Origin of the sequence: Ectothiorhodospira shaposhnikovii (assembly GCF_047222355.1) — a bacterium.
In the GTDB taxonomy this organism is placed as follows: Bacteria; Pseudomonadota; Gammaproteobacteria; order Ectothiorhodospirales; family Ectothiorhodospiraceae; genus Ectothiorhodospira.
In genome coordinates this window covers 427,343-444,550 of sequence record NZ_CP178333.1, presented here as the reverse complement: position 1 = coordinate 444,550, position 17,208 = coordinate 427,343, and the positions used below count along the sequence as shown (strand labels likewise).

Genomic DNA, 17,208 nt, shown 5'->3' with positions numbered 1-17,208 from the left:
CTCGCCACGGCTAAAGCCGGGGGATTCCTCCTGCGAGACGCTTGTGCCCAAGCGCGAGAATATTCCTTGCGGCATTGATGTCGCGGTCATGGCGCGTACCGCACGCCTGACAGGTCCATTCTCTGATTCCAAGTCCTGTCCTACCTTTCGGACTGCTGTTGCCGATATGACCACAGCACGAACAGGCTTGGGTGGTATACGCCTCGTCGATTTCCTCAAACCAAGCTCCCCGCGCTATCGCCTTGTATTGGAGTTGGGTCTTGAGCATTCCCCAGCCGGCATCCAGCACGGACTTTGCCATGCGGGTTTTAGCCAGGCTGACACTGCTCACGTTACCGACGAAGATGGCACCATGCCGTTCCACCAGCATGGTGCTGAATTTATGGATGGCGTCCTTGCGCCGGTGTTTGATTTTTGCATGGATGGCCTTGATCCGTTTTTTCTTTCCGGCCCGTTGCGCAATGCCCAGTTTTTCTTCCAAAGCTCGATAGGGCTGCGAGGCCGATAAACGCTCGCCATCCGAGCAGGTGGCCACGTCCTTGAGTCCAAGATCAATGCCTACCGCACTGGAGCCTTCCGATTTTTCCTGAGCAGCAACCTCCACCTGCACATGAAAGTACCAACGGCCTCGGGCATCCTGGGAAAAACTCCCCGCACGGAATTTAAAGTTTTCAAGCCCGTAGCTGTCCCATACCCCAAAACTTTCCCCGGCAAAACGCACCTTGCCGCCTTCAAACCGCGCGGCGCGGGACTTGAACGGAATCCAGCCCAGACTGCGACGAGGGCCACCGGATACCCGCCAACGTAGTTTGCTTTTTTTGAACTGTTTTCGGGACTTTCCGTGGACCGCGATCACTTCCTGGATCGTGGCCGAACCAATCAGCCATCCACGAGCCTTGTTGATTCCGGCCAATGCTTTCTGGATGTCAAAGGGATGCAACCAGCCCCCCTGAATCCAGCCCACCTCGGGCACGGGAACATGCCAAGCCTCATAGGCCATTTCATTGGCCAGATTCCAAACCTGATTGACCTCGAACCCCATGCGATCAAGCACCTTGGCGTGCCGGTCTTTCACCCGCACGCTCAGGGTCTTGATGATGGTTTTGGCGGCATCAGTCAACTCAAGGCCTCCAGATAGCGTGCCCACTTCTCGCGCTCTTTCGGGCGCTCGGATGTTTGCTGGCTTTCGATGTATTGCTTCACCACCGTCAGGGGCGCACCGCCCACCGTGGTCACAAAATAGCTATTGCTCCATAGCGTCGGCAACTTGCGCCGAAGATGCGGGAACTCTGCCCTCAGCAGACGCGAACTGAGCCCCTTGAGGGCTTTGACGAAGCGATGGATGCCCCACTGAGGGTCTACGCTCACCAGCAGGTGGATATGGTCCTGATCGGTTTCCATTTCGATGATTTCCACATCCATGGCTTCCGCCACTTCACGCGCAATGGCTTTTAGCCGATTCTCCACCTCACCCACCAATACCTTCCGCCGATACTTCGGACAGAAAATGACATGGTACTGACAGGCGAACACCACGTTTTTGTTGGACCGGTATTCCATATCGATGGATTATTCCGAAGGCCTCAGGATAATACAAGCAATCACCGCCTTCGGCGAGCGCTATCCCTCCCCACGGCTAAAGCCGGGGGCTTCTCGCGCATCATGGTGACGACCCCTGAGCCATCGGGGACTTTTCCGGCGCAGTCTGGCAACCCGTCACGCCCAGCACCAGCACAAGACCTGCGAGCAGGAGGGGAAATTTCGGTTTCATTACAATCATTCCTCACAGCCAGCCATTGTCGAGATGAGATTCGATAAGCAAAACACGCTCATGCTATGCATTCACGATGACAATTTGCTGACAATGCCGTGTCTTTGTAAAAGTTCACGCGCCTGTCATGCCCGCATGGTATTCACGGGTGGATGCGTGGAAATGGCCACGCGCGATACAGGTTCTCCAACCCATGACTCAGCGCCCCGCCTCGGCAACCCCGGATGCCTCTCTGGCAGACCTCAATACCTTGACGGATGCCATGCTCAAGCTCAGGAGCGAGGTGGTGTCCGGCGCTGAACAGCGGCTGAAGAAATTTCATCCCGATTGCCCGGACATCATTCCCTTTTCCGCCCGCAATCTGGCCCAGTATCTGGCATTGAGGGCAATAGACCTGCGCCCCTTGCAGACATGCCTGGCAAGACAGGGGCTCTCTTCCCTGGGGCGCACGGAAGCCCATGTCATGGCCAGCATCAATCAGGTGCTGCGGGTACTGACCCGGCTCACCCACCGCAACCATGAAGCCGATCCCGAACCCGCAGGGATCGATTTCGAACGGGGTCAGCACACGCTCAAGGAAAATGCCGACCATCTGTTCGGAACCCCGCCGGCCGGAAGGCAGGTGCGCATCATGGTCACACTGCCCAGGGAAGCCGCCCTGCATGAGGATCTGGTGCAGAAACTGATGGAAACCGGCATGGACTGCGCCCGCATCAACTGCGCCCATGATGATCCGGAAGTCTGGTCCGCCATGATCCGCCACCTGCGCGCCGCCGAGCGAAGACTGAACTCCCGCTGTACGATCCTGATGGATCTGGCGGGTCACAAGCTACGCACCGGTCCCTTGGCCCATCGCCCGCCGGTTTCTCATGTCAAACCACGGCGCAACCTGCTTGGCAGGGTGATGCAACCAGCGCAGATCATCCTGAATCCCGCGAACGGGACGCTGATGACTGTGGGTGAGGGTGTGTATCAATATCTGCTGCCGGCTCCTTGTCTGGATCGCATGCAGGCCGGTGACCGACTGGTTTTCGAAGATACCCGGGGCAAGAAGCGCCGGATGAGCATCGTGCAGACACTGGACCATGGCGGTCGGCTGGCCACCCTGGACCGCGGCGCCTATTTCACCCAGTCCACCCATTTCGTTCATGAACGCCGTAACGGTATGGGTGACTGGCAGGAGATACAGACACTGCAACTGGACTGGCCCGCGCTGGAACCCGTCACGATCCGACTGTTCAAGGATGATCTGCTGCACCTGACTCGCACCCAGACCCCGGGACAACCGGCAACGGTGGACGACAGGGGGCAATGTCTGCTGCCCGCACATATTGCCTGTACCACGCCCGAGGCATTGGCGGCCCTGGAGGCGGGACAAAAAGTCTGGATCGATGACGGCAAGATTGGCGGTACGGTGGATCACCTCACTGACGACGGCGTCATGATCCGCATCACCCATTGCCGTCCCCAGGGACATCGCCTGCGGCCGGACAGGGGCATCAATTTCCCCGGCGCCTCGCTGAACCTGCCCGGCCTGAGTCCGCAGGATCTCGAACACCTGGGTTTCGTGGCAGCCCACGCGGATCTGGTGGGTTATTCCTTCGTCGAATCCCGGCAGGACATGATGCTGCTCATGGATGAACTGGCCCGGCGAGGAGGCTCGGGCCTGGGCATCGTGGCCAAGATCGAGACCTGCCGAGCCGTGGAGAATCTGCCGGAGATCATCCTGGCCACCTTGGGGCGCCACCGCTTGGGGGTGATGATCGCTCGCGGCGATCTGGCGGTGGAGATCGGGGGAGAACGTCTGGCGGAGATACAGGAAGAGATCCTGTGGCTCTGCGAGGCGGCCCATGTGCCGGTGATCTGGGCCACCCAGGTATTGGAAAGCCTGGCCAAGGAAGGCCTGATCTCGCGGCCGGAGTTGACGGACGCCGCCATGGCGGGACGGGCCGAATGCGTCATGCTCAACAAGGGTCCCTATATCCTGGACGCCCTTCAGACCCTGGACAGCATCCTGGTGCGGATGCAGGCCCATCAGCACAAGAAGACCGCCCAGCTCCGGGCTCTGCGGCTGGCCGGCTAGACCGCCATAAATATCAAAAATGAATCGATAAGTTACATTTTATTCTTTTTTGACCATCCGCAATCCTTGCTACTGTACCTCCAACGACGAATGGAGGAACACGGCATGTCAGCACCGGCCATTGAACGGCACAACCACGAAAACCTGGAAGGCATCAACCGCACACTGGCATCCCTGGATGCGCAGGCCCGGGTGCGCTGGGGACTGGAGCACTTCGGCGAGCAAATCGTGCTCAGTTCCAGTTTTGGTGCGCAGGCCGCGGTGATGTTGCATCTGGTGACCCGTGAACAACCGGATATCCCCGTAATCCTGGTGGATACGGGTTATCTCTTTCCAGAAACCTATCGGTTCGTGGATGAACTGTCCTCGCGCCTCAACCTGAACCTGCATGTGTACCGCGCCGCCCTTTCCCCGCACTGGCAGGAGGCGCGCTACGGCAAGCTGTGGGAACAGGGGCTGGAGGGAATCGAGCGTTATAACCGGATGAACAAGGTGGAACCCATGCAGCGGGCACTCGGTGAACTGGGGGCACGCGCCTGGTTTGCCGGGCTGCGCCGACAGCAGTCGGCCTCCCGGGCAAACCTGGATATCGTGGCCTCACAGAATGGGCGGCTGAAGATTCACCCCATCATCGAATGGACCGACCGGGATGTGCACCGCTATCTCACCCGCCATGAACTGCCCTATCACCCGCTGTGGCACGAGGGCTACCTGTCCATCGGTGATGTCCATACCACGCGCTCGGTACATGAGATTGATGACCCGTCACAGATGCGGTTCTTCGGCCTCAAGCGCGAGTGCGGGTTGCATGAGCATGTGTGAGCCAGTGGTAGTGTTCGGCTACTGACCGTCGTTATGGGAGCTGTAGACCCAACTGCGGCCTTCGGCATCGAAGGCCATGACGTCATAAGGCTGGGTCCGGCCATCGGGCATCTCCATCCCGGGAGAACCCAGCGGCATGCCCGGGGCGGCAATACCCACCGCTCCCGCCGGACGCTCGGCCAGGAAGCGATGCACCACCTCGGCAGGAACGTGTCCCTCCACGATCACCCCATCCACAATGGCGGTATGACACGAGGCCATGGCACGGGGTAACCCCACCTGCGCCTTGACCAGACCCATGGCACGGGTTTCCCGGCTGTCCACCCGGAACCCGTTGGCCTCCAGGTGCTGTTCCCACAGGGTACAGCACCCACAGTCGGGGTCCTTGTAGACGGTGATGGCCACGTCTTCCGCCTGTACCCCCCCCAGAGACAGGGCACCGATCAACAGGGACAGCATCAGGATGGGTTTCAGGAAAAATGGAACATCCTTTGCGGGGGACATGATTGACTCCGGACCGGCTACGGTCATCGATTGAAAGAACTACTGATTGATCCAGCGCCCCTGGGCATCCCGGCAGGCCACGCCGGTGATGGTTTCCCGTGAACCGTCGATATTGCCGATGACGGTATATTCACGGCAGTCCTGACCCGAGGCCTGGTAGGTACGCGTGGGGGTGGCCTGGAAACTGTGGCCGGTATTCGGGTTTCGCCAGGCCACCGGGCGATTGTCGGGGGAGGTTTCCAGGGCACGGGAGACGTTCATGCGATCCACTTCGTCCATGGTCCGTCCCACGGAACCGCCGACCGCCGCGCCCGCCAGGGTGCCGGCAATGATGGCGGCGGTACGCCCCCTGCCGGCACCAACCTGACTGCCGATGACGCCGCCCAGGGCCCCGCCGATCACCGCCCCGGTCTGCTCCTGGGTCGGTCCCGTCGCACAGCCGCCGACGAGGACGGCCGCGCCCATGATGGCGGCAATGCTGATCTTGCTCAGAATGGTCATGATGATGCTCCCGGGTCTTTTGCGCAGACAGGTTCAGGCTTCCGTGGGAGGATAGACCAAAAGACCTGAACGGGGCCTGACCAAAGCCATATGGAAATTGGAGACCGGACGATCAAGCGGTTCTGAGCAGATCATACTGCAGATCCGGATAGGCCCTCGGACTCCTCACACCGTTCAGCACCGCCTGCGGATCTTCACTCTCCGGCAACTGGAAGGCGTTGAAACCGACCCGGCGCATGAAGTCCAGCTGATCCCGATAGACCTCGCCGGTCGCCCTGAGTTCGCCCTGATAGCCGTGCCGGGTACGCAGCAACCGGGCAGTGCTGTAGTGCCGGCCATCCGCCACCCGGGGAAAATGCAGTCCGATCAGGTTCAATCGGCCGAGCCACGGCAGGATCGGCTCCAGGCTGTCTTCCGGTTGCAGGATCACGCCCAGTCCGCCGGGGCGCTGGGAATAGAACAGGGCGTTGGCGACGAACCGCTCATACCCGAACAGCAGGTTTCCGTCCGGCGGCAGGGATTCGTCATCCCTCACTGTGCGCCAGTGATCCGTGGTGAGTTGCCCGTCGAGAATGATCATGTTGTTCATAAACCGTTTCCTTGAAAGTCTTGAGACCGATGCGTTGCACCGTCTCCGCAAAAGGCTCCCCCGACAGCCGCCGGGCGGCGTAAAGGGCGAGTATTGTTTCGATGGCGTCCGGGACTTGCTCCGCCCGCAGGGCCGGCCCGAGCACGCGCCCCAGCCGGCTCTCGGCCCCGGCACGGCCTCCCAGCAGCAGCTGGAACCAGGAACCGCCCTGCTTTTCCACACCCAGCAGACCGATGTCCGCCACGTGGTGATGGGCACATCCGTTCATGCAGCCGGAGATCTTCAGGTGGACCTCCCCCAGGTCATGGAGATAATCCAGATCCTGGAAACGCTGCTGGATCTGCTGCGCCAGCGGCAGGGTGGCCGCATTGGCCAGATTGCAGTAATCCAGTCCCGGACAGGCGGTCACATCGTTCACCGTGCCGATGCCGGGATTGGCCAGACCCAGGATGTCCAGGGTCTGCCAGACCTCCCGCAGGGCCCGCACCGGAATATGGGGCAGCAGCAGGTTCTGATCATGGGTGGTCTGCAACCGGCTGAAGCCGTGCTGATCCGCCAGATCGGCCAGCACGCGCATCTCCACCGCCGTCAGGTCGCCGGGCGCCCGTTCCAGCCCCTTGAGCAGGATGAAGACCACCCGGTACCCGGGTACCCGGTGTTCACGGGTGTTGTACCGGAGCCAGCGGGCAAAAGCCCCGGTGGGCGTGGGCTCGATCCGGTCATCGGCCAGCGCGGGATCATGGGCCGGCTCGGTGAATCGGGCCTGGATCCGCGCCAGGGCGGCCAGGGCCGAGATGGACCGGGTTTCACGAATGTCCTGCCAGGTTGCTTCCACCTGATTCGAGAAGGCCTCGATCCCCAGGCTCTTGACCAGGATCTTGATACGGGATTTGTAGAGATGATCCCTGCGCCCGGCCTGGTTGTAGACCCGCAATACCGCCGTGAGATAGTCGATGAGATCATCAGCGGGCAGGAACTCCCGCAGGCACTGGGCCAGATGGGGCTCTCGACCCAGGCCGCCGCCGACCCAGACCCGGAATCCCGGCTTCTCCTGTTCATCCCGCCGAAGTTCCAGCCCCAGATCATGAATCCGGCAGGCGGCGCGGTCGTGCAGGCGGCCGCTGACGGCGATCTTGAACTTGCGCGGCAGGAAGGTGAACTCGGGGTTCAGGGTGGCCCATTGCCGGATCAGCTCGCACCAGGGCCGGGGGTCATCCACCTCGCCGGGCAAAAGTCCCGCCAGCGGATCGGTGGTGACGTTGCGGATGCAGTTGCCGCTGGTCTGGATGGCATGCAAACCCACCTCGGCCAGTTCGGCCAGGACATCGGGGACCGACGCCAGCGTGAGCCAGTTGAACTGGATGTTCTGGCGGGTGGTGAAATGGCCATAGCCGCGGTCATGGTGCTCGGCCACATGGGCCAACCCCCGCAACTGGTCCGAGGAGAGGACACCATAGGGGATGGCCACCCGCAGCATGGGGGCATGGCGCTGCACATAGAGGCCGTTCATGAGGCGCAGCGGACGGTAGGCATCCTCGGTCAGCTGCCCGGCCAGAAAACGCTGTGTCTGGTCGCGGAATTCCGCCACCCGCTCCCGCAGCAGGGCCTGGTCCCATTCATCCTGTTGGTACATTGTCTGCCGTCTCCTGCATTCTTGAGCTTTGCAGGAGGTTACTTCAATTGATAACGATCAAAAAAGAATTTGTATTCATCTATTGATTCTTTTAGTGAATATGAGGCAGGTCAAGGGGAGTGTCGGCCAGATTCAGGAACGCCCCGCAAGGCCTACAATGAAGCCCAGGCAGTTGACCACCTGGAGGCATCATGGAATTACCCGAGCTGACAGTCCGCCTGCCCGACTGGTTGCAGACACAACTGCGAGGACCGGTTCCCGTGCTGGAGACCGCCGAGGCACAGGTCCGGTTCGCCATCGAACTGTCCCGACAGAATGTGATCCACGGCACCGGCGGGCCTTTTGGGGCCGCTATCTTCGACGAGGACGGGACCCTGGTGGCACCGGGGGTGAACATGGTGGTGAGCCGGGGCTGTTCCATCCTGCATGGGGAGATGGTGGCACTGGCCATGGCCCAGCAGAGGGTGGGGCGGCACGACCTGAGCGATGGCGGGCAACACCGGTATCGGCTGGCGGTATCGGCCGAACCCTGTGCCATGTGCATGGGTGCCCTGCCCTGGTCCGGCATCCGGGAACTGGTCTACGCGGCCCTGGACGAGGATGTTCGGGCCATCGGGTTTGACGAGGGCGACAAGCCCGCGGCCTGGCCGCAGGCCCTGGAACGGCGAGGCATCCGGGTGACGGGAGGGGTGCTGCGGGAGGAGGCCGTGGCCGTGCTCAATCAGTATCTGGCGACCGGCGGCCGGCTCTACTGAGAGCCGGGCACCAGCAGTCACGATGCGGGAGACTCCCGCGAGGGCGGCCTATTCCTCTCCCGGCGTCTCGCCCCGGGCAGCCCTTTCCATCTCCTCCAGACTGACGTGGCGCACGTCCTTGCCCTTCACCAGGTAGATCACATATTCGCACATGTTGCGGGCATGATCGCCGATGCGCTCCAGCGCCCGCAGGGCCCAGATCACGTCCAGGGCACGGGTGATGGTGCGGGGGTCTTCCATCATGTAGGTGATGTGCTGGCGCATCACGGACTCGTACTCCCGGTCCACGTTCGCATCTTCCCTGGCCACCGCCAGGGCCACTTCCACATCCATGCGGGCAAAGGCATCCAGGGCCTCATGCACCAGACGCGCCACCCGTTCGCCCAGGGACTGAACATCCGCGTACTGATTCTTGGGTCTGTCCTTCTCCGCCAAGTGCACCGCCATGCGGGCCACCTTCTCCGCCTGGTCGCCGATACGCTCCAGATCGGTGATGGTCTTGACGATGGAGATAATGAAGCGAAGATCGCTGGCCGCCGGCTGATGGCGGGCCAGGATCTCGGCGCACTGCTCGTCGATGATGACCTCCAGGCTGTTGACCCGGGCATCGTTCTTGATGACCTGATCCGCCAGGCGCACGTCGGCGGCCACCAGTGCGTTCACGGCATCGATCACCTGGGATTCCACCAGACCACCCATGGCGAGGACGCGGTTGCGCAGGCTCTCCAGTTCCTCGTTGTATTTCTCCAGGTAGTGACCACCCAGTTTGTTCTTGTCCATCGCTATTGCCTCGAAAATGTCGGTGAAGAACGGCCGATCAGCCGTAACGACCCGTAATGTAGTCCTCGGTGGCCTTCTTCCTGGGATTGGTGAACAGGGTCATGGTGTCACCGTATTCGATCATCTCGCCAAGATACATGTAAGCGGTGTAGTCGGATACCCGGGCCGCCTGCTGCATGTTGTGGGTGACGATGAGGATGGTGTATTCCTTCTTCAGCTCATAGATCAGCTCTTCGATCTTGGCGGTGGAAATCGGGTCCAGGGCCGAGGCCGGTTCATCCAGCAGGATCACCTCCGGCTCGATGGCGATGGCCCGGGCAATGACCAGACGCTGCTGCTGACCCCCGGAAAGCCCGAAGGCGTTCTGGTGGAGACGGTCCTTGACCTCGTCCCACAGGGCCGCGCCCCGCAGGGATCGCTCCACCACCTCGTCCAGCACCTTGCGGTCCCGCACACCCTGCAGGCGCAGGCCGTAGGCCACGTTCTCGTAGATGGACTTGGGGAAGGGGTTGGGTTTCTGAAACACCATGCCCACCCGGCGACGCAATTCAGCCACGTCCACCTTGCGGTCATAGATGTCGTCCCCCTCCAGCAGGATCTTGCCCTCGATACGGCAGGCATCCACCAGGTCGTTCATGCGATTGAAACAGCGCAGCAGAGTGGACTTGCCGCAGCCGCTGGGGCCGATGAAGGCGGTGACCCGCTTCGCGGCCACCTTCATGGAGATGCGCTTCAGGGCCTGGGCCTCACCGTAGTAGAGGTTGAGGTCCTGCACTTCCAGGGCAATGGTCTCGTCGGCCAGGCGCAGACGCTTGCGCTCGGTGTTCTCGAAGAGACCGGCGGTGACGCCGTGGGTCATGGTGTTCTGCTCTGTCATGGTTGTCATGCCGTCCATATTCTTGAATCTCTTCGATCGGGATCAATCCGACTCGCCACGATATTTCTCGCGCAGATGGTTGCGAATGCTGATGGCGGTCAGGTTCAGCACCACGATCAGGACCACCAGGGTCAGGGCGGTGGCGTAAACCAGCGGCTGGGCCGCCTCCACGTTGGGACTCTGGAAGCCCACGTCAAAGATGTGGAAGCCCAGATGCATGATCTTGCGCTCCAGATGAATGAAGGGGAAGTTACCGTCGATGGGCAGGGTCGGAGCCAGCTTCACCACCCCCACCAGCATCAGCGGCGCCACCTCGCCCGCGGCCCGGGCGATGGCCAGGATCAGGCCGGTCATCATGGCGGGCGTGGCCAGGGGTACCACCACCTTCCACAGGGTCTCCGCCTTGGTGGCACCCAGGGCCAGACTGCCGTGACGGATGGTGCTGGGAATCCGCGACAATCCCTCCTCCGTGGCCACGATCACCACCGGCAGGGTCAGCAGGGCCAGGGTGAAGGACGCCCACATCAGACCCGGCGTGCCGAAGGTGGGCGACGGCAGCGCCTCCGGGTAGAAGTTGCGGTCAATGGCCCCGCCCATGAAATAGACGAAGAAGCCCAGGCCGAACACCCCGAAGACGATGGAGGGTACCCCCGCCAGGTTGTACACGGAGATGCGAATCACCCGCAACAGCGGCCCCTGGCGAGCGTATTCCCGCAGGTAGATGGCCGCCAGCACACCGAAGGGGGTGACGATGATGGACATGATGAACACCATGGTCACGGTACCGAAAATGGCCGGAAAAATGCCGCCCTCGGTGTTGGCCTCACGGGGATAGCCGCTCATGAACTCCCAGAACTGCTTGAGATACAGGCCGATCTTGCTGAACACATTCATGTCGTTCGGCTGGATGGCGCGAATGATCTGGGCCATGGGAATTTCCCATTCCCGACCATCCATCACCCGCGTCACCAGGGTGTCGCGACGCACGTCCTTGTACAGCGCGTCCAGCTGCTCCTGCAGCACGGCGTATTCCTGGTCCAGTACCAGGCGCTGGGCGGCCAAGGCCGCCATGCCCTGATCCCGCTCGGCCACGGTGATGCGGCCTTCACGCAGTTGCAGGTCCAGGCGCCGCTCGCTCAGACGCACCCGCTCCATGCGGTGATTGACGTTGCCGATCTCCCGTCGCTCGATGCGGCGGATTTCATCAAAGATATCGTTGGCGCGGCGAATGCGCTGCTGCAGCTCCGGCCACAGCTGGTCTCCTTCCGCCACGGTGCGGCCCTGTTCCAGGATGCGCACGGGGAAGCCGTAGAAATCGCCCCATTCACGCCGCTCCAGGCGCATGACATCTCTCGGATAGGACCACTGGCTCATGCCGATTTCCGGATACCAGACGAAGTCCCGCCCCCAGACATCCCGGTTACCCTGCTTGATCAGGTGACGGGTGACCAGTTGGATATCGTCATCGATGGGCACCCCCGCATCCCGCAGTACCTGGGCCGGCAGCACCTGGGAGCGGGACAGTTCGCCAACGATGCGAATTTCGCGACCGTCATGGGTGATCAGATCCGTCATCAGGATCGGCGAGGGCCAGAAGTGGGAGAAACCGCGCACCAGGATGAGGGCCAAAAGGCCCACCACCATGATCATGCTGATGGCGATGGCGCCGGCATTGAGCCAGACCCAGGGGCTGCCGCTCTTGAACCAGTTCTTGAGAGTCATTTGCTTGTTCCCGGCATGTTCCGGTCCAGTTCCAGAAAAATCATCATGTCATGCCCTCCCCGGCCTACAGATTGCTGTAGCGCTGACGCAGGCGCTGGCGGATGATCTCCGCCGCCGTGTTCACCACGAAGGTGAGGATCAGCAGCACCAGGGCGGAGAAGAACAGGATGCGGTAGTGCGTGCTGCCCACGGCGGTCTCGGTCAGTTCCACGGCGATGTTGGCCGAGAGGGTGCGCATGCCTTCGAAGATGTTGAAGTTGATCACCGGGCTGTTGCCGGTGGCCATCAGCACGATCATGGTCTCGCCCACGGCCCGACCGAAGCCCATCATCACGGCGGCGAAGATACCGGGGCTGGCGGTGGGCAGCACCACGCCCACCACCGTCTGCCAGGGGGTGGCGCCCAGAGCCAGGGAACCTTGGGTCAGGTGCTTGGGCACGTTGAACACCGCATCCTCGGCGATGGAGAAGATGGTGGGAATGACGGCAAAACCCATGGCGATCCCCACCACCAGGGCATTGCGCTGGTCGTAGGTAATGCCCACGTCGGTCAACCACTGACGCATGCTGCCGCCGAAGAACAGCACCTCCATCAGGGGACTGGCGGCGACGCACAGCCAGCCCACCAACAGGATCACCGGCACCAACACCAGGATCTCCATGCCCAGGGGGACGTACTGGCGCACGCTCATGGGCACGCGGGTCCATGCGAAGCCGGCCGCCAGCATGGCCAGGGGCATGAGGATGAGGATACTGAACACCGCCGGCAGATGGGACTCGATGAACGGCGCCAGCCACAGGCCCGCCAGGAAGCCCAGAATCACGGTGGGCAGGGCCTCCATGATCTCCACCGTGGGCTTGACCACGGTGCGCAGGTGGCGCTGCATGAAATAAGCGGTATAGATCGCACCCATGATGGCCAGGGGGGTGGCGAACAGCATGGCAAAGAAGGCGGCCTTCAGGGTACCCAGGGTCACGGGAATCAGGCTGAACTTGGGCTCGAAATCATCGGTGGCGCCGGAGGACTGCCAGATGAATTCGGGCTGACTGCGCCCCTCGTACCACACTCGGCTCCACAGAGCCTGCCACGAAGCCTGCGGGTGGGGATTGCGCAGGTCCAGGAACAAAATGTTGTCGGCCTCGTCCCTCACCAGCATGGCCCGATTCACCGGTGACAGACCGATGTCCAGGATCGGACCATCGGTCACCTGACGCTTGAGCAGGGTCCGGTGGGAGGTGGCGTAATGAATGCCCAGTACACCGGAGGCATCTCCCACATAGAATCCCTTGCGGGCCAGTTCCGGCGTGATGGCGGTGATGGGCGCGGCATGGGGCTCGAACTCCCGTACCAGGGTCAAGTGATGAAGATTCTGCTCATCCCGCACCAGGAACCACTGGGACACCGAACCGTCGGACCCACCGACGATGATGGACAGGGTGCCCACCAGGAAGTCCATGGCCGTGATCTGATGTCCCTGGGGAACCACCCGGCCGGAATCGGCCAGACGGGCATTGGCCGGCACGGAGATGTCGTAGTAATGGAGCTGTCCCAGGTCATCGGCAACGAAGACGCTGCGATGATCCCCTGACACCAGGATCTGCCGGGTGTTACCGGGTGGAGACGGCAACTGGAAAGAGTCCCGCCGCACGTCCACGGCCCCGGTGAAGAGGTTGGTGGTGCTGCGTACCCGGCTCATGAGCAGACGGTTGTCTTCGGTGAGCGCCGCCAGCACGAAACCCTGGGGGCCTTCCTGGACGGCAATCTGGGTGAGGGCCCTGCCTTGGGGGTCCACCACCACCGGGTCATCCCCCAGAGGGAAATCCACCTTGGGCGTGATGTAACGGATGTCATCCGGATAGCTCAGGTCATAGGCATGGCGGCCGATGATGGCGCTGCCGTCCGACAGGCCATAGGCCACCAGTCGCTGGCGAGCCTCGCCATGGGCAAAGCTGGTGACAGCCACCCCTTCGGGAATGGGCATGGCCGCCTGGGCGCGGACGCGGCCATCGCCGGTTTCAAAGAAGGTGGCGATACCGCGGTCGGAAAAGCGCACCCCCAGTTCCTGATAGCGCTCCAGGGTCAGAAACAGGGTATCGGCGTCGGCATCACCGGGGAGCTGGTAGGTGCTTTCGACGGAGACATCCGCCGGCACCAGCAGCGGGAAAACCTCGTAAAAGAGGTAGACGAAGATCAGACCCAGGGCGAACACCACCCCGATACCGCCGGCACCCACGCCATAGCGGGACACACCGTCCTTGAAATAGCGCCACTTGCGCAGGCGTGCACGTTTTTCACCGCTGGGGAGCAGCGTGGCCGACGGCCTGCTGTCCTTGCCCGGGGCTGTGATGGATGCATCAGTCATGGGGAAATCGCCGTCCGAAGGGATTGCACTTTGCGCGCACGGTAACCCATGAAAGTGACAGTATGGTTACGGACTGTCATATTTCATGAAAGGCACGCATGTCTTCATTCCCGCAAAGGCGGGAATCCAGTGGTGGACTGAAAGGCCTGGGCTCCCACTTTCGCGGGAGTGACGGGAGTGACGGAAGCGAGGCACAAAAAAACCGGCCCCGGCGATACCTCGCCGGGGCCGGTTTGCAGTCGATCGCAAGGACCGCTTACTTCACACCGACGCGCTCGCGCACCTGAGCGGCCACGGAGGCCGGCAGGGGGATGTAGCCGTCACGGAACACGATTTCCTGCCCCTGCTTGGACAGGATGAGCTTGACGAATTCGTTTTCCAGCGGCGCCATGCCCCGGTTGGGGTGGGCATTCACGTAGACCAGCAGCTGACGGGCCAGCGGATAGTCACCGGTGGCGGCATTTTCCGCCGTGGGCTCAAAGAGCTGGGACTCATCCTTGCCGATGGCAATGGCGCGCACACCGGCGGTCTGATAGCCGATGCCGGAATAGCCGATGCCGTTGATGGACTCGGTCACGCCCTGAACCACAGAGGCGGAACCAGGCTGCTCGTTGATGCTAGGCTTGAAGTCACCCCCGCAAAGGGCGAATTCACGGAAGAAGCCATAGGTGCCGGAGACGGCGTTACGGCTGTAGAGGGTGAAGTCGCGGTTGGCCCAGGCACCGGTCAGACCCAGTTGACCCCAGCGGGTGATGTCTTCGGGATGGCCGCAGCGGCGGGTGGCGGAGAATACCGCGTCCACCTGGGGAATGGACATGCCCTGGATGGGGTTATCCTTGTTCACGAACACCGCCACCATGTCGATGGCCACACCCACTTCCGTGGGCGGATAGCCGTGGGCCTGTTCGAAGGCCTGGATCTCGGAGGAGCGCATGGCACGGCTCATGGGGCCGAAGTTGGCGGTACCCTGGGTGATGGCCGGCGGAGCGGTGCCGGAGCCGGCACCCTGGATCTGGATGTTGACGTTGGGATAGAAGCGATTGAACTCCTCGGCCCAGAGGGTCATGAGGTTGTTCAGGGTATCGGAGCCGATGGAGGACAGATTGCCCGAGATGCCGGAGACGCGCTGGTAGTCGGGCAGGTTGGGGTCGACGCGATCCGCCATGGCGGGCGCGGAAACCATCAGGGCCGCGGCCACGCCGGCGACAAGGGCCTTCTTCAGGTTCATCATTGATTTCCTCTGGACAGGGGTGTGCGTGTGTCGAGAAGCCCGCAAGGGCTACCTACCGTCTTGACGTGAGGCAGTATGAAAACCTGCGGTGTCAGGTTTGTGAAGAGAGCATGACATTTTGGTGACAGACCCGTCCTGGACACAGACCCGCAGGAGCGGGCCTGTCCACGAACGGGCGCGGCCCCGATGGGTCAGGGTTGCTTCACATCCCCGGCACCATCCTTATCGCCCCGTACCGATCCCTCATCGGTCACCAGCGCCTTCAAGGTCATGCCGCCCAGGCGCTCCCGCAGCATCTCGTCCCGCTCCCTCAATACCCGGTCCACCCGCCGATCCTCGCCGGGCAGCCCGTCATCCAGCAACGAACTGCCATAGCCGCGCACCGAATCCAGGATCTCCTTCAAACTGATCCGTTCCAGATCCCGCCCCGGCACATAGGTTGCGTCCTCTTTCCTCGCCGCCACCAACAGACCGGCCTGCTTCAGCGCCTCCAGCACCGGCGCCAGGGCCTCTTCGGGCAGATTGAAGTCCCGGGCCATCTGTATCCTTGGCGTCGGCCCCTCGCCCTGATAGAAACGTTCCGCGGTGAGCCGCATCACCCTCAGGGCCAGACGCTCCTGCAGATCCCCCGAGAGTCTGACCGGCACCCCCTGGGCCACATGCAGATAGCCGGGATTCTGCACATAGAAGGCCACATGGGAGCCCACCAACAGGATCAGCCAGTTCAGATACAGCCAGAACAGCGCCATGATGACGATGGCAAATCCGGAATAGATGGCATCGTACCGGGTGGACCCGGCCATCATGGAGGCAAAGCCCCAGCCGGTGGTCTGCCAGAGCAGCGCGGCCACGAGCGCCCCCGTCAGCGCGGGCAGCGGTTTCACGCGGGTATTGGGCACGAAGACATAAATGAAGGCGAAGGCCATCGTCACCAGCAGATACGGCACCAGGCGACTCAACAACGCCACCGACTCCCCCACCAGACCATAGTCCATGGCCCTCTGTACGACATCCGTGGCCATCACCGAGGCCGTGATGCCAAGGGCGGAGAAGATCAGCACCGGCCCCACCAGGATCACGCTGAGATAATTGGCGAACCGCTGGGCAAAACCGCGCGGACAGGTCACATGCCAGATGTAATTGAAGGCCGTCTCCACCTTCTGGATCAGACCGACCACAGTGAAAAAGAGGAAGATCAGGCCGATAAAACCCAACACCCCGACCCGCATGTTATCCACGAAGCCCACCACGTTGGCGGCGATCTCTTCTCCCTGCTCGCCCAGGGGCTCCAACACCATCAGCAGGAATGGTTCCACCGCGTTGTGGGCACCAAACCCCTTGAGCACGGAAAAGGACAGGGCCAGCAACGGCACCACCGACAGCAGGCTGGTATAGACCAGGCTCATGGCATGCAGGTTGAGTTGACCGGCGGAGACTTCCCGGCCGATGCTCATGACCGCCCGCGCCGCACCCACCGCCCGGGCCTGGGATCGGGGCATGCGTCGCAGGTCACCCTGCTCCACCAGTTTTCTCAGGTGCTCGGGATAGTCCGCAATCTTCACCGATCGGCTCCTTTGC

General features: G+C 62.0%; 15 protein-coding genes. 3 read left to right on the top strand and 12 right to left on the bottom strand.

Annotation, left to right across the window (positions count from 1 at the left end):
* Positions 1-10 precede the first annotated feature (10 nt).
* Both ACLF6L_RS01905 and tnpA read right to left on the bottom strand, forming a co-directional pair.
* Entirely contained in the window at positions 11-1,120 is a 1,110-nt protein-coding gene (locus ACLF6L_RS01905) for an RNA-guided endonuclease InsQ/TnpB family protein (protein WP_412852230.1), read from the bottom strand.
* Complete coding sequence (gene tnpA / locus ACLF6L_RS01900) at positions 1,117-1,560, bottom strand: IS200/IS605 family transposase (protein WP_412852229.1); 444 nt, start codon at positions 1,558-1,560, stop codon at positions 1,117-1,119. The genes ACLF6L_RS01905 and tnpA overlap by 4 nt, the downstream gene beginning before the upstream one ends.
* Positions 1,561-1,964: 404 nt before the next feature.
* On the opposite strand from tnpA, the gene ACLF6L_RS01895 reads away from it, so the two are divergent.
* Positions 1,965-3,854 carry a pyruvate kinase gene (locus tag ACLF6L_RS01895; RefSeq protein ID WP_412852228.1) on the top strand — a complete coding sequence of 630 codons (1,890 nt, stop codon included), beginning with the start codon at positions 1,965-1,967 and terminating at the stop codon, positions 3,852-3,854.
* A 105-nt stretch (positions 3,855-3,959) separates the two neighbouring features.
* Positions 3,960-4,676 (top strand): phosphoadenylyl-sulfate reductase, encoded by a 717-nt coding sequence (locus tag ACLF6L_RS01890; protein WP_238617761.1) that lies wholly within the window; start codon positions 3,960-3,962, stop codon positions 4,674-4,676.
* 18 nt (positions 4,677-4,694) lie between these two features.
* Here ACLF6L_RS01890 and ACLF6L_RS01885 read toward each other — a convergent pair whose 3' ends face one another.
* The 4 genes from ACLF6L_RS01885 to ACLF6L_RS01870 form a co-directional block, all read right to left on the bottom strand.
* Positions 4,695-5,180, bottom strand: coding sequence for a DUF411 domain-containing protein (locus tag ACLF6L_RS01885; RefSeq protein ID WP_238617762.1), 486 nt, complete (start codon positions 5,178-5,180; stop codon positions 4,695-4,697).
* Between the two features lie 39 nt (positions 5,181-5,219).
* Complete coding sequence (locus ACLF6L_RS01880; RefSeq protein WP_238617763.1) at positions 5,220-5,681, bottom strand: RT0821/Lpp0805 family surface protein; 462 nt, start codon at positions 5,679-5,681, stop codon at positions 5,220-5,222.
* Positions 5,682-5,793: 112 nt separating this feature from the next.
* Positions 5,794-6,270: a DUF934 domain-containing protein gene (locus ACLF6L_RS01875; protein WP_238617764.1), complete on the bottom strand. Its 477-nt coding sequence runs from the start codon at positions 6,268-6,270 to the stop codon at positions 5,794-5,796.
* Positions 6,206-7,903 carry a nitrite/sulfite reductase gene (locus ACLF6L_RS01870; RefSeq protein ID WP_238617765.1) on the bottom strand — a complete coding sequence of 566 codons (1,698 nt, stop codon included), beginning with the start codon at positions 7,901-7,903 and terminating at the stop codon, positions 6,206-6,208. Before ACLF6L_RS01870 ends, ACLF6L_RS01875 begins: the two co-directional genes overlap by 65 nt.
* 191 nt (positions 7,904-8,094) lie before the next feature.
* Here ACLF6L_RS01870 and ACLF6L_RS01865 point away from each other — a divergent pair, with 191 nt between their 5' ends.
* Positions 8,095-8,658 carry a nucleoside deaminase gene (locus ACLF6L_RS01865; RefSeq protein WP_238617766.1) on the top strand — a complete coding sequence of 188 codons (564 nt, stop codon included), beginning with the start codon at positions 8,095-8,097 and terminating at the stop codon, positions 8,656-8,658.
* A 48-nt stretch (positions 8,659-8,706) separates the two neighbouring features.
* Here ACLF6L_RS01865 and phoU read toward each other — a convergent pair whose 3' ends face one another.
* The 6 genes from phoU to ACLF6L_RS01835 all read right to left on the bottom strand — a co-directional run bounded on the left by phoU (position 8,707) and on the right by ACLF6L_RS01835 (position 17,192).
* Positions 8,707-9,438: a phosphate signaling complex protein PhoU gene (phoU, locus tag ACLF6L_RS01860; protein ID WP_238617767.1), complete on the bottom strand. Its 732-nt coding sequence runs from the start codon at positions 9,436-9,438 to the stop codon at positions 8,707-8,709.
* Between the two features lie 37 nt (positions 9,439-9,475).
* The gene (pstB, locus tag ACLF6L_RS01855; RefSeq protein ID WP_238617768.1) at positions 9,476-10,333 is read right to left on the bottom strand and encodes a phosphate ABC transporter ATP-binding protein PstB; all 858 of its coding nucleotides are present in this window, start codon (positions 10,331-10,333) and stop codon (positions 9,476-9,478) included.
* 24 nt (positions 10,334-10,357) lie between these two features.
* On the bottom strand, positions 10,358-12,037 hold the full coding sequence (pstA, locus tag ACLF6L_RS01850) for a phosphate ABC transporter permease PstA (RefSeq protein ID WP_238617769.1): 1,680 nt from the start codon (positions 12,035-12,037) through the stop codon (positions 10,358-10,360).
* Positions 12,038-12,101: 64 nt separating this feature from the next.
* Positions 12,102-14,399, bottom strand: a complete 2,298-nt coding sequence (locus tag ACLF6L_RS01845) for an ABC transporter permease subunit (RefSeq protein WP_238617770.1) — start codon at positions 14,397-14,399, stop codon at positions 12,102-12,104.
* 256 nt (positions 14,400-14,655) lie between these two features.
* Positions 14,656-15,627 (bottom strand): PstS family phosphate ABC transporter substrate-binding protein, encoded by a 972-nt coding sequence (locus tag ACLF6L_RS01840; protein ID WP_276315701.1) that lies wholly within the window; start codon positions 15,625-15,627, stop codon positions 14,656-14,658.
* 194 nt (positions 15,628-15,821) lie between these two features.
* Positions 15,822-17,192 (bottom strand): YhjD/YihY/BrkB family envelope integrity protein, encoded by a 1,371-nt coding sequence (locus ACLF6L_RS01835; RefSeq protein ID WP_238617771.1) that lies wholly within the window; start codon positions 17,190-17,192, stop codon positions 15,822-15,824.
* Between the last annotated feature and the right edge of the window lie 16 nt (positions 17,193-17,208).

Bases quoted from the DNA above. Each gene is read 5' to 3' on its own strand.
- pstB (WP_238617768.1), bottom strand. From the start codon at position 10,333: ATGGACGGCATGACAACCATGACAGAGCAGAACACCATGACCCACGGC.
- ACLF6L_RS01895 (WP_412852228.1), top strand. From the start codon at position 1,965: ATGACTCAGCGCCCCGCCTCGGCAACCCCGGATGCCTCTCTGGCAGAC.
- ACLF6L_RS01840 (WP_276315701.1), bottom strand. From the start codon at position 15,627: ATGAACCTGAAGAAGGCCCTTGTCGCCGGCGTGGCCGCGGCCCTGATG.
- ACLF6L_RS01890 (WP_238617761.1), top strand. From the start codon at position 3,960: ATGTCAGCACCGGCCATTGAACGGCACAACCACGAAAACCTGGAAGGC.
- pstA (WP_238617769.1), bottom strand. From the start codon at position 12,037: ATGACTCTCAAGAACTGGTTCAAGAGCGGCAGCCCCTGGGTCTGGCTC.
- ACLF6L_RS01870 (WP_238617765.1), bottom strand. From the start codon at position 7,903: ATGTACCAACAGGATGAATGGGACCAGGCCCTGCTGCGGGAGCGGGTG.
- ACLF6L_RS01865 (WP_238617766.1), top strand. From the start codon at position 8,095: ATGGAATTACCCGAGCTGACAGTCCGCCTGCCCGACTGGTTGCAGACA.
- ACLF6L_RS01845 (WP_238617770.1), bottom strand. From the start codon at position 14,399: ATGACTGATGCATCCATCACAGCCCCGGGCAAGGACAGCAGGCCGTCG.
- phoU (WP_238617767.1), bottom strand. From the start codon at position 9,438: ATGGACAAGAACAAACTGGGTGGTCACTACCTGGAGAAATACAACGAG.
- ACLF6L_RS01885 (WP_238617762.1), bottom strand. From the start codon at position 5,180: ATGTCCCCCGCAAAGGATGTTCCATTTTTCCTGAAACCCATCCTGATG.
- ACLF6L_RS01880 (WP_238617763.1), bottom strand. From the start codon at position 5,681: ATGACCATTCTGAGCAAGATCAGCATTGCCGCCATCATGGGCGCGGCC.
- ACLF6L_RS01875 (WP_238617764.1), bottom strand. From the start codon at position 6,270: ATGAACAACATGATCATTCTCGACGGGCAACTCACCACGGATCACTGG.
- tnpA (WP_412852229.1), bottom strand. From the start codon at position 1,560: ATGGAATACCGGTCCAACAAAAACGTGGTGTTCGCCTGTCAGTACCAT.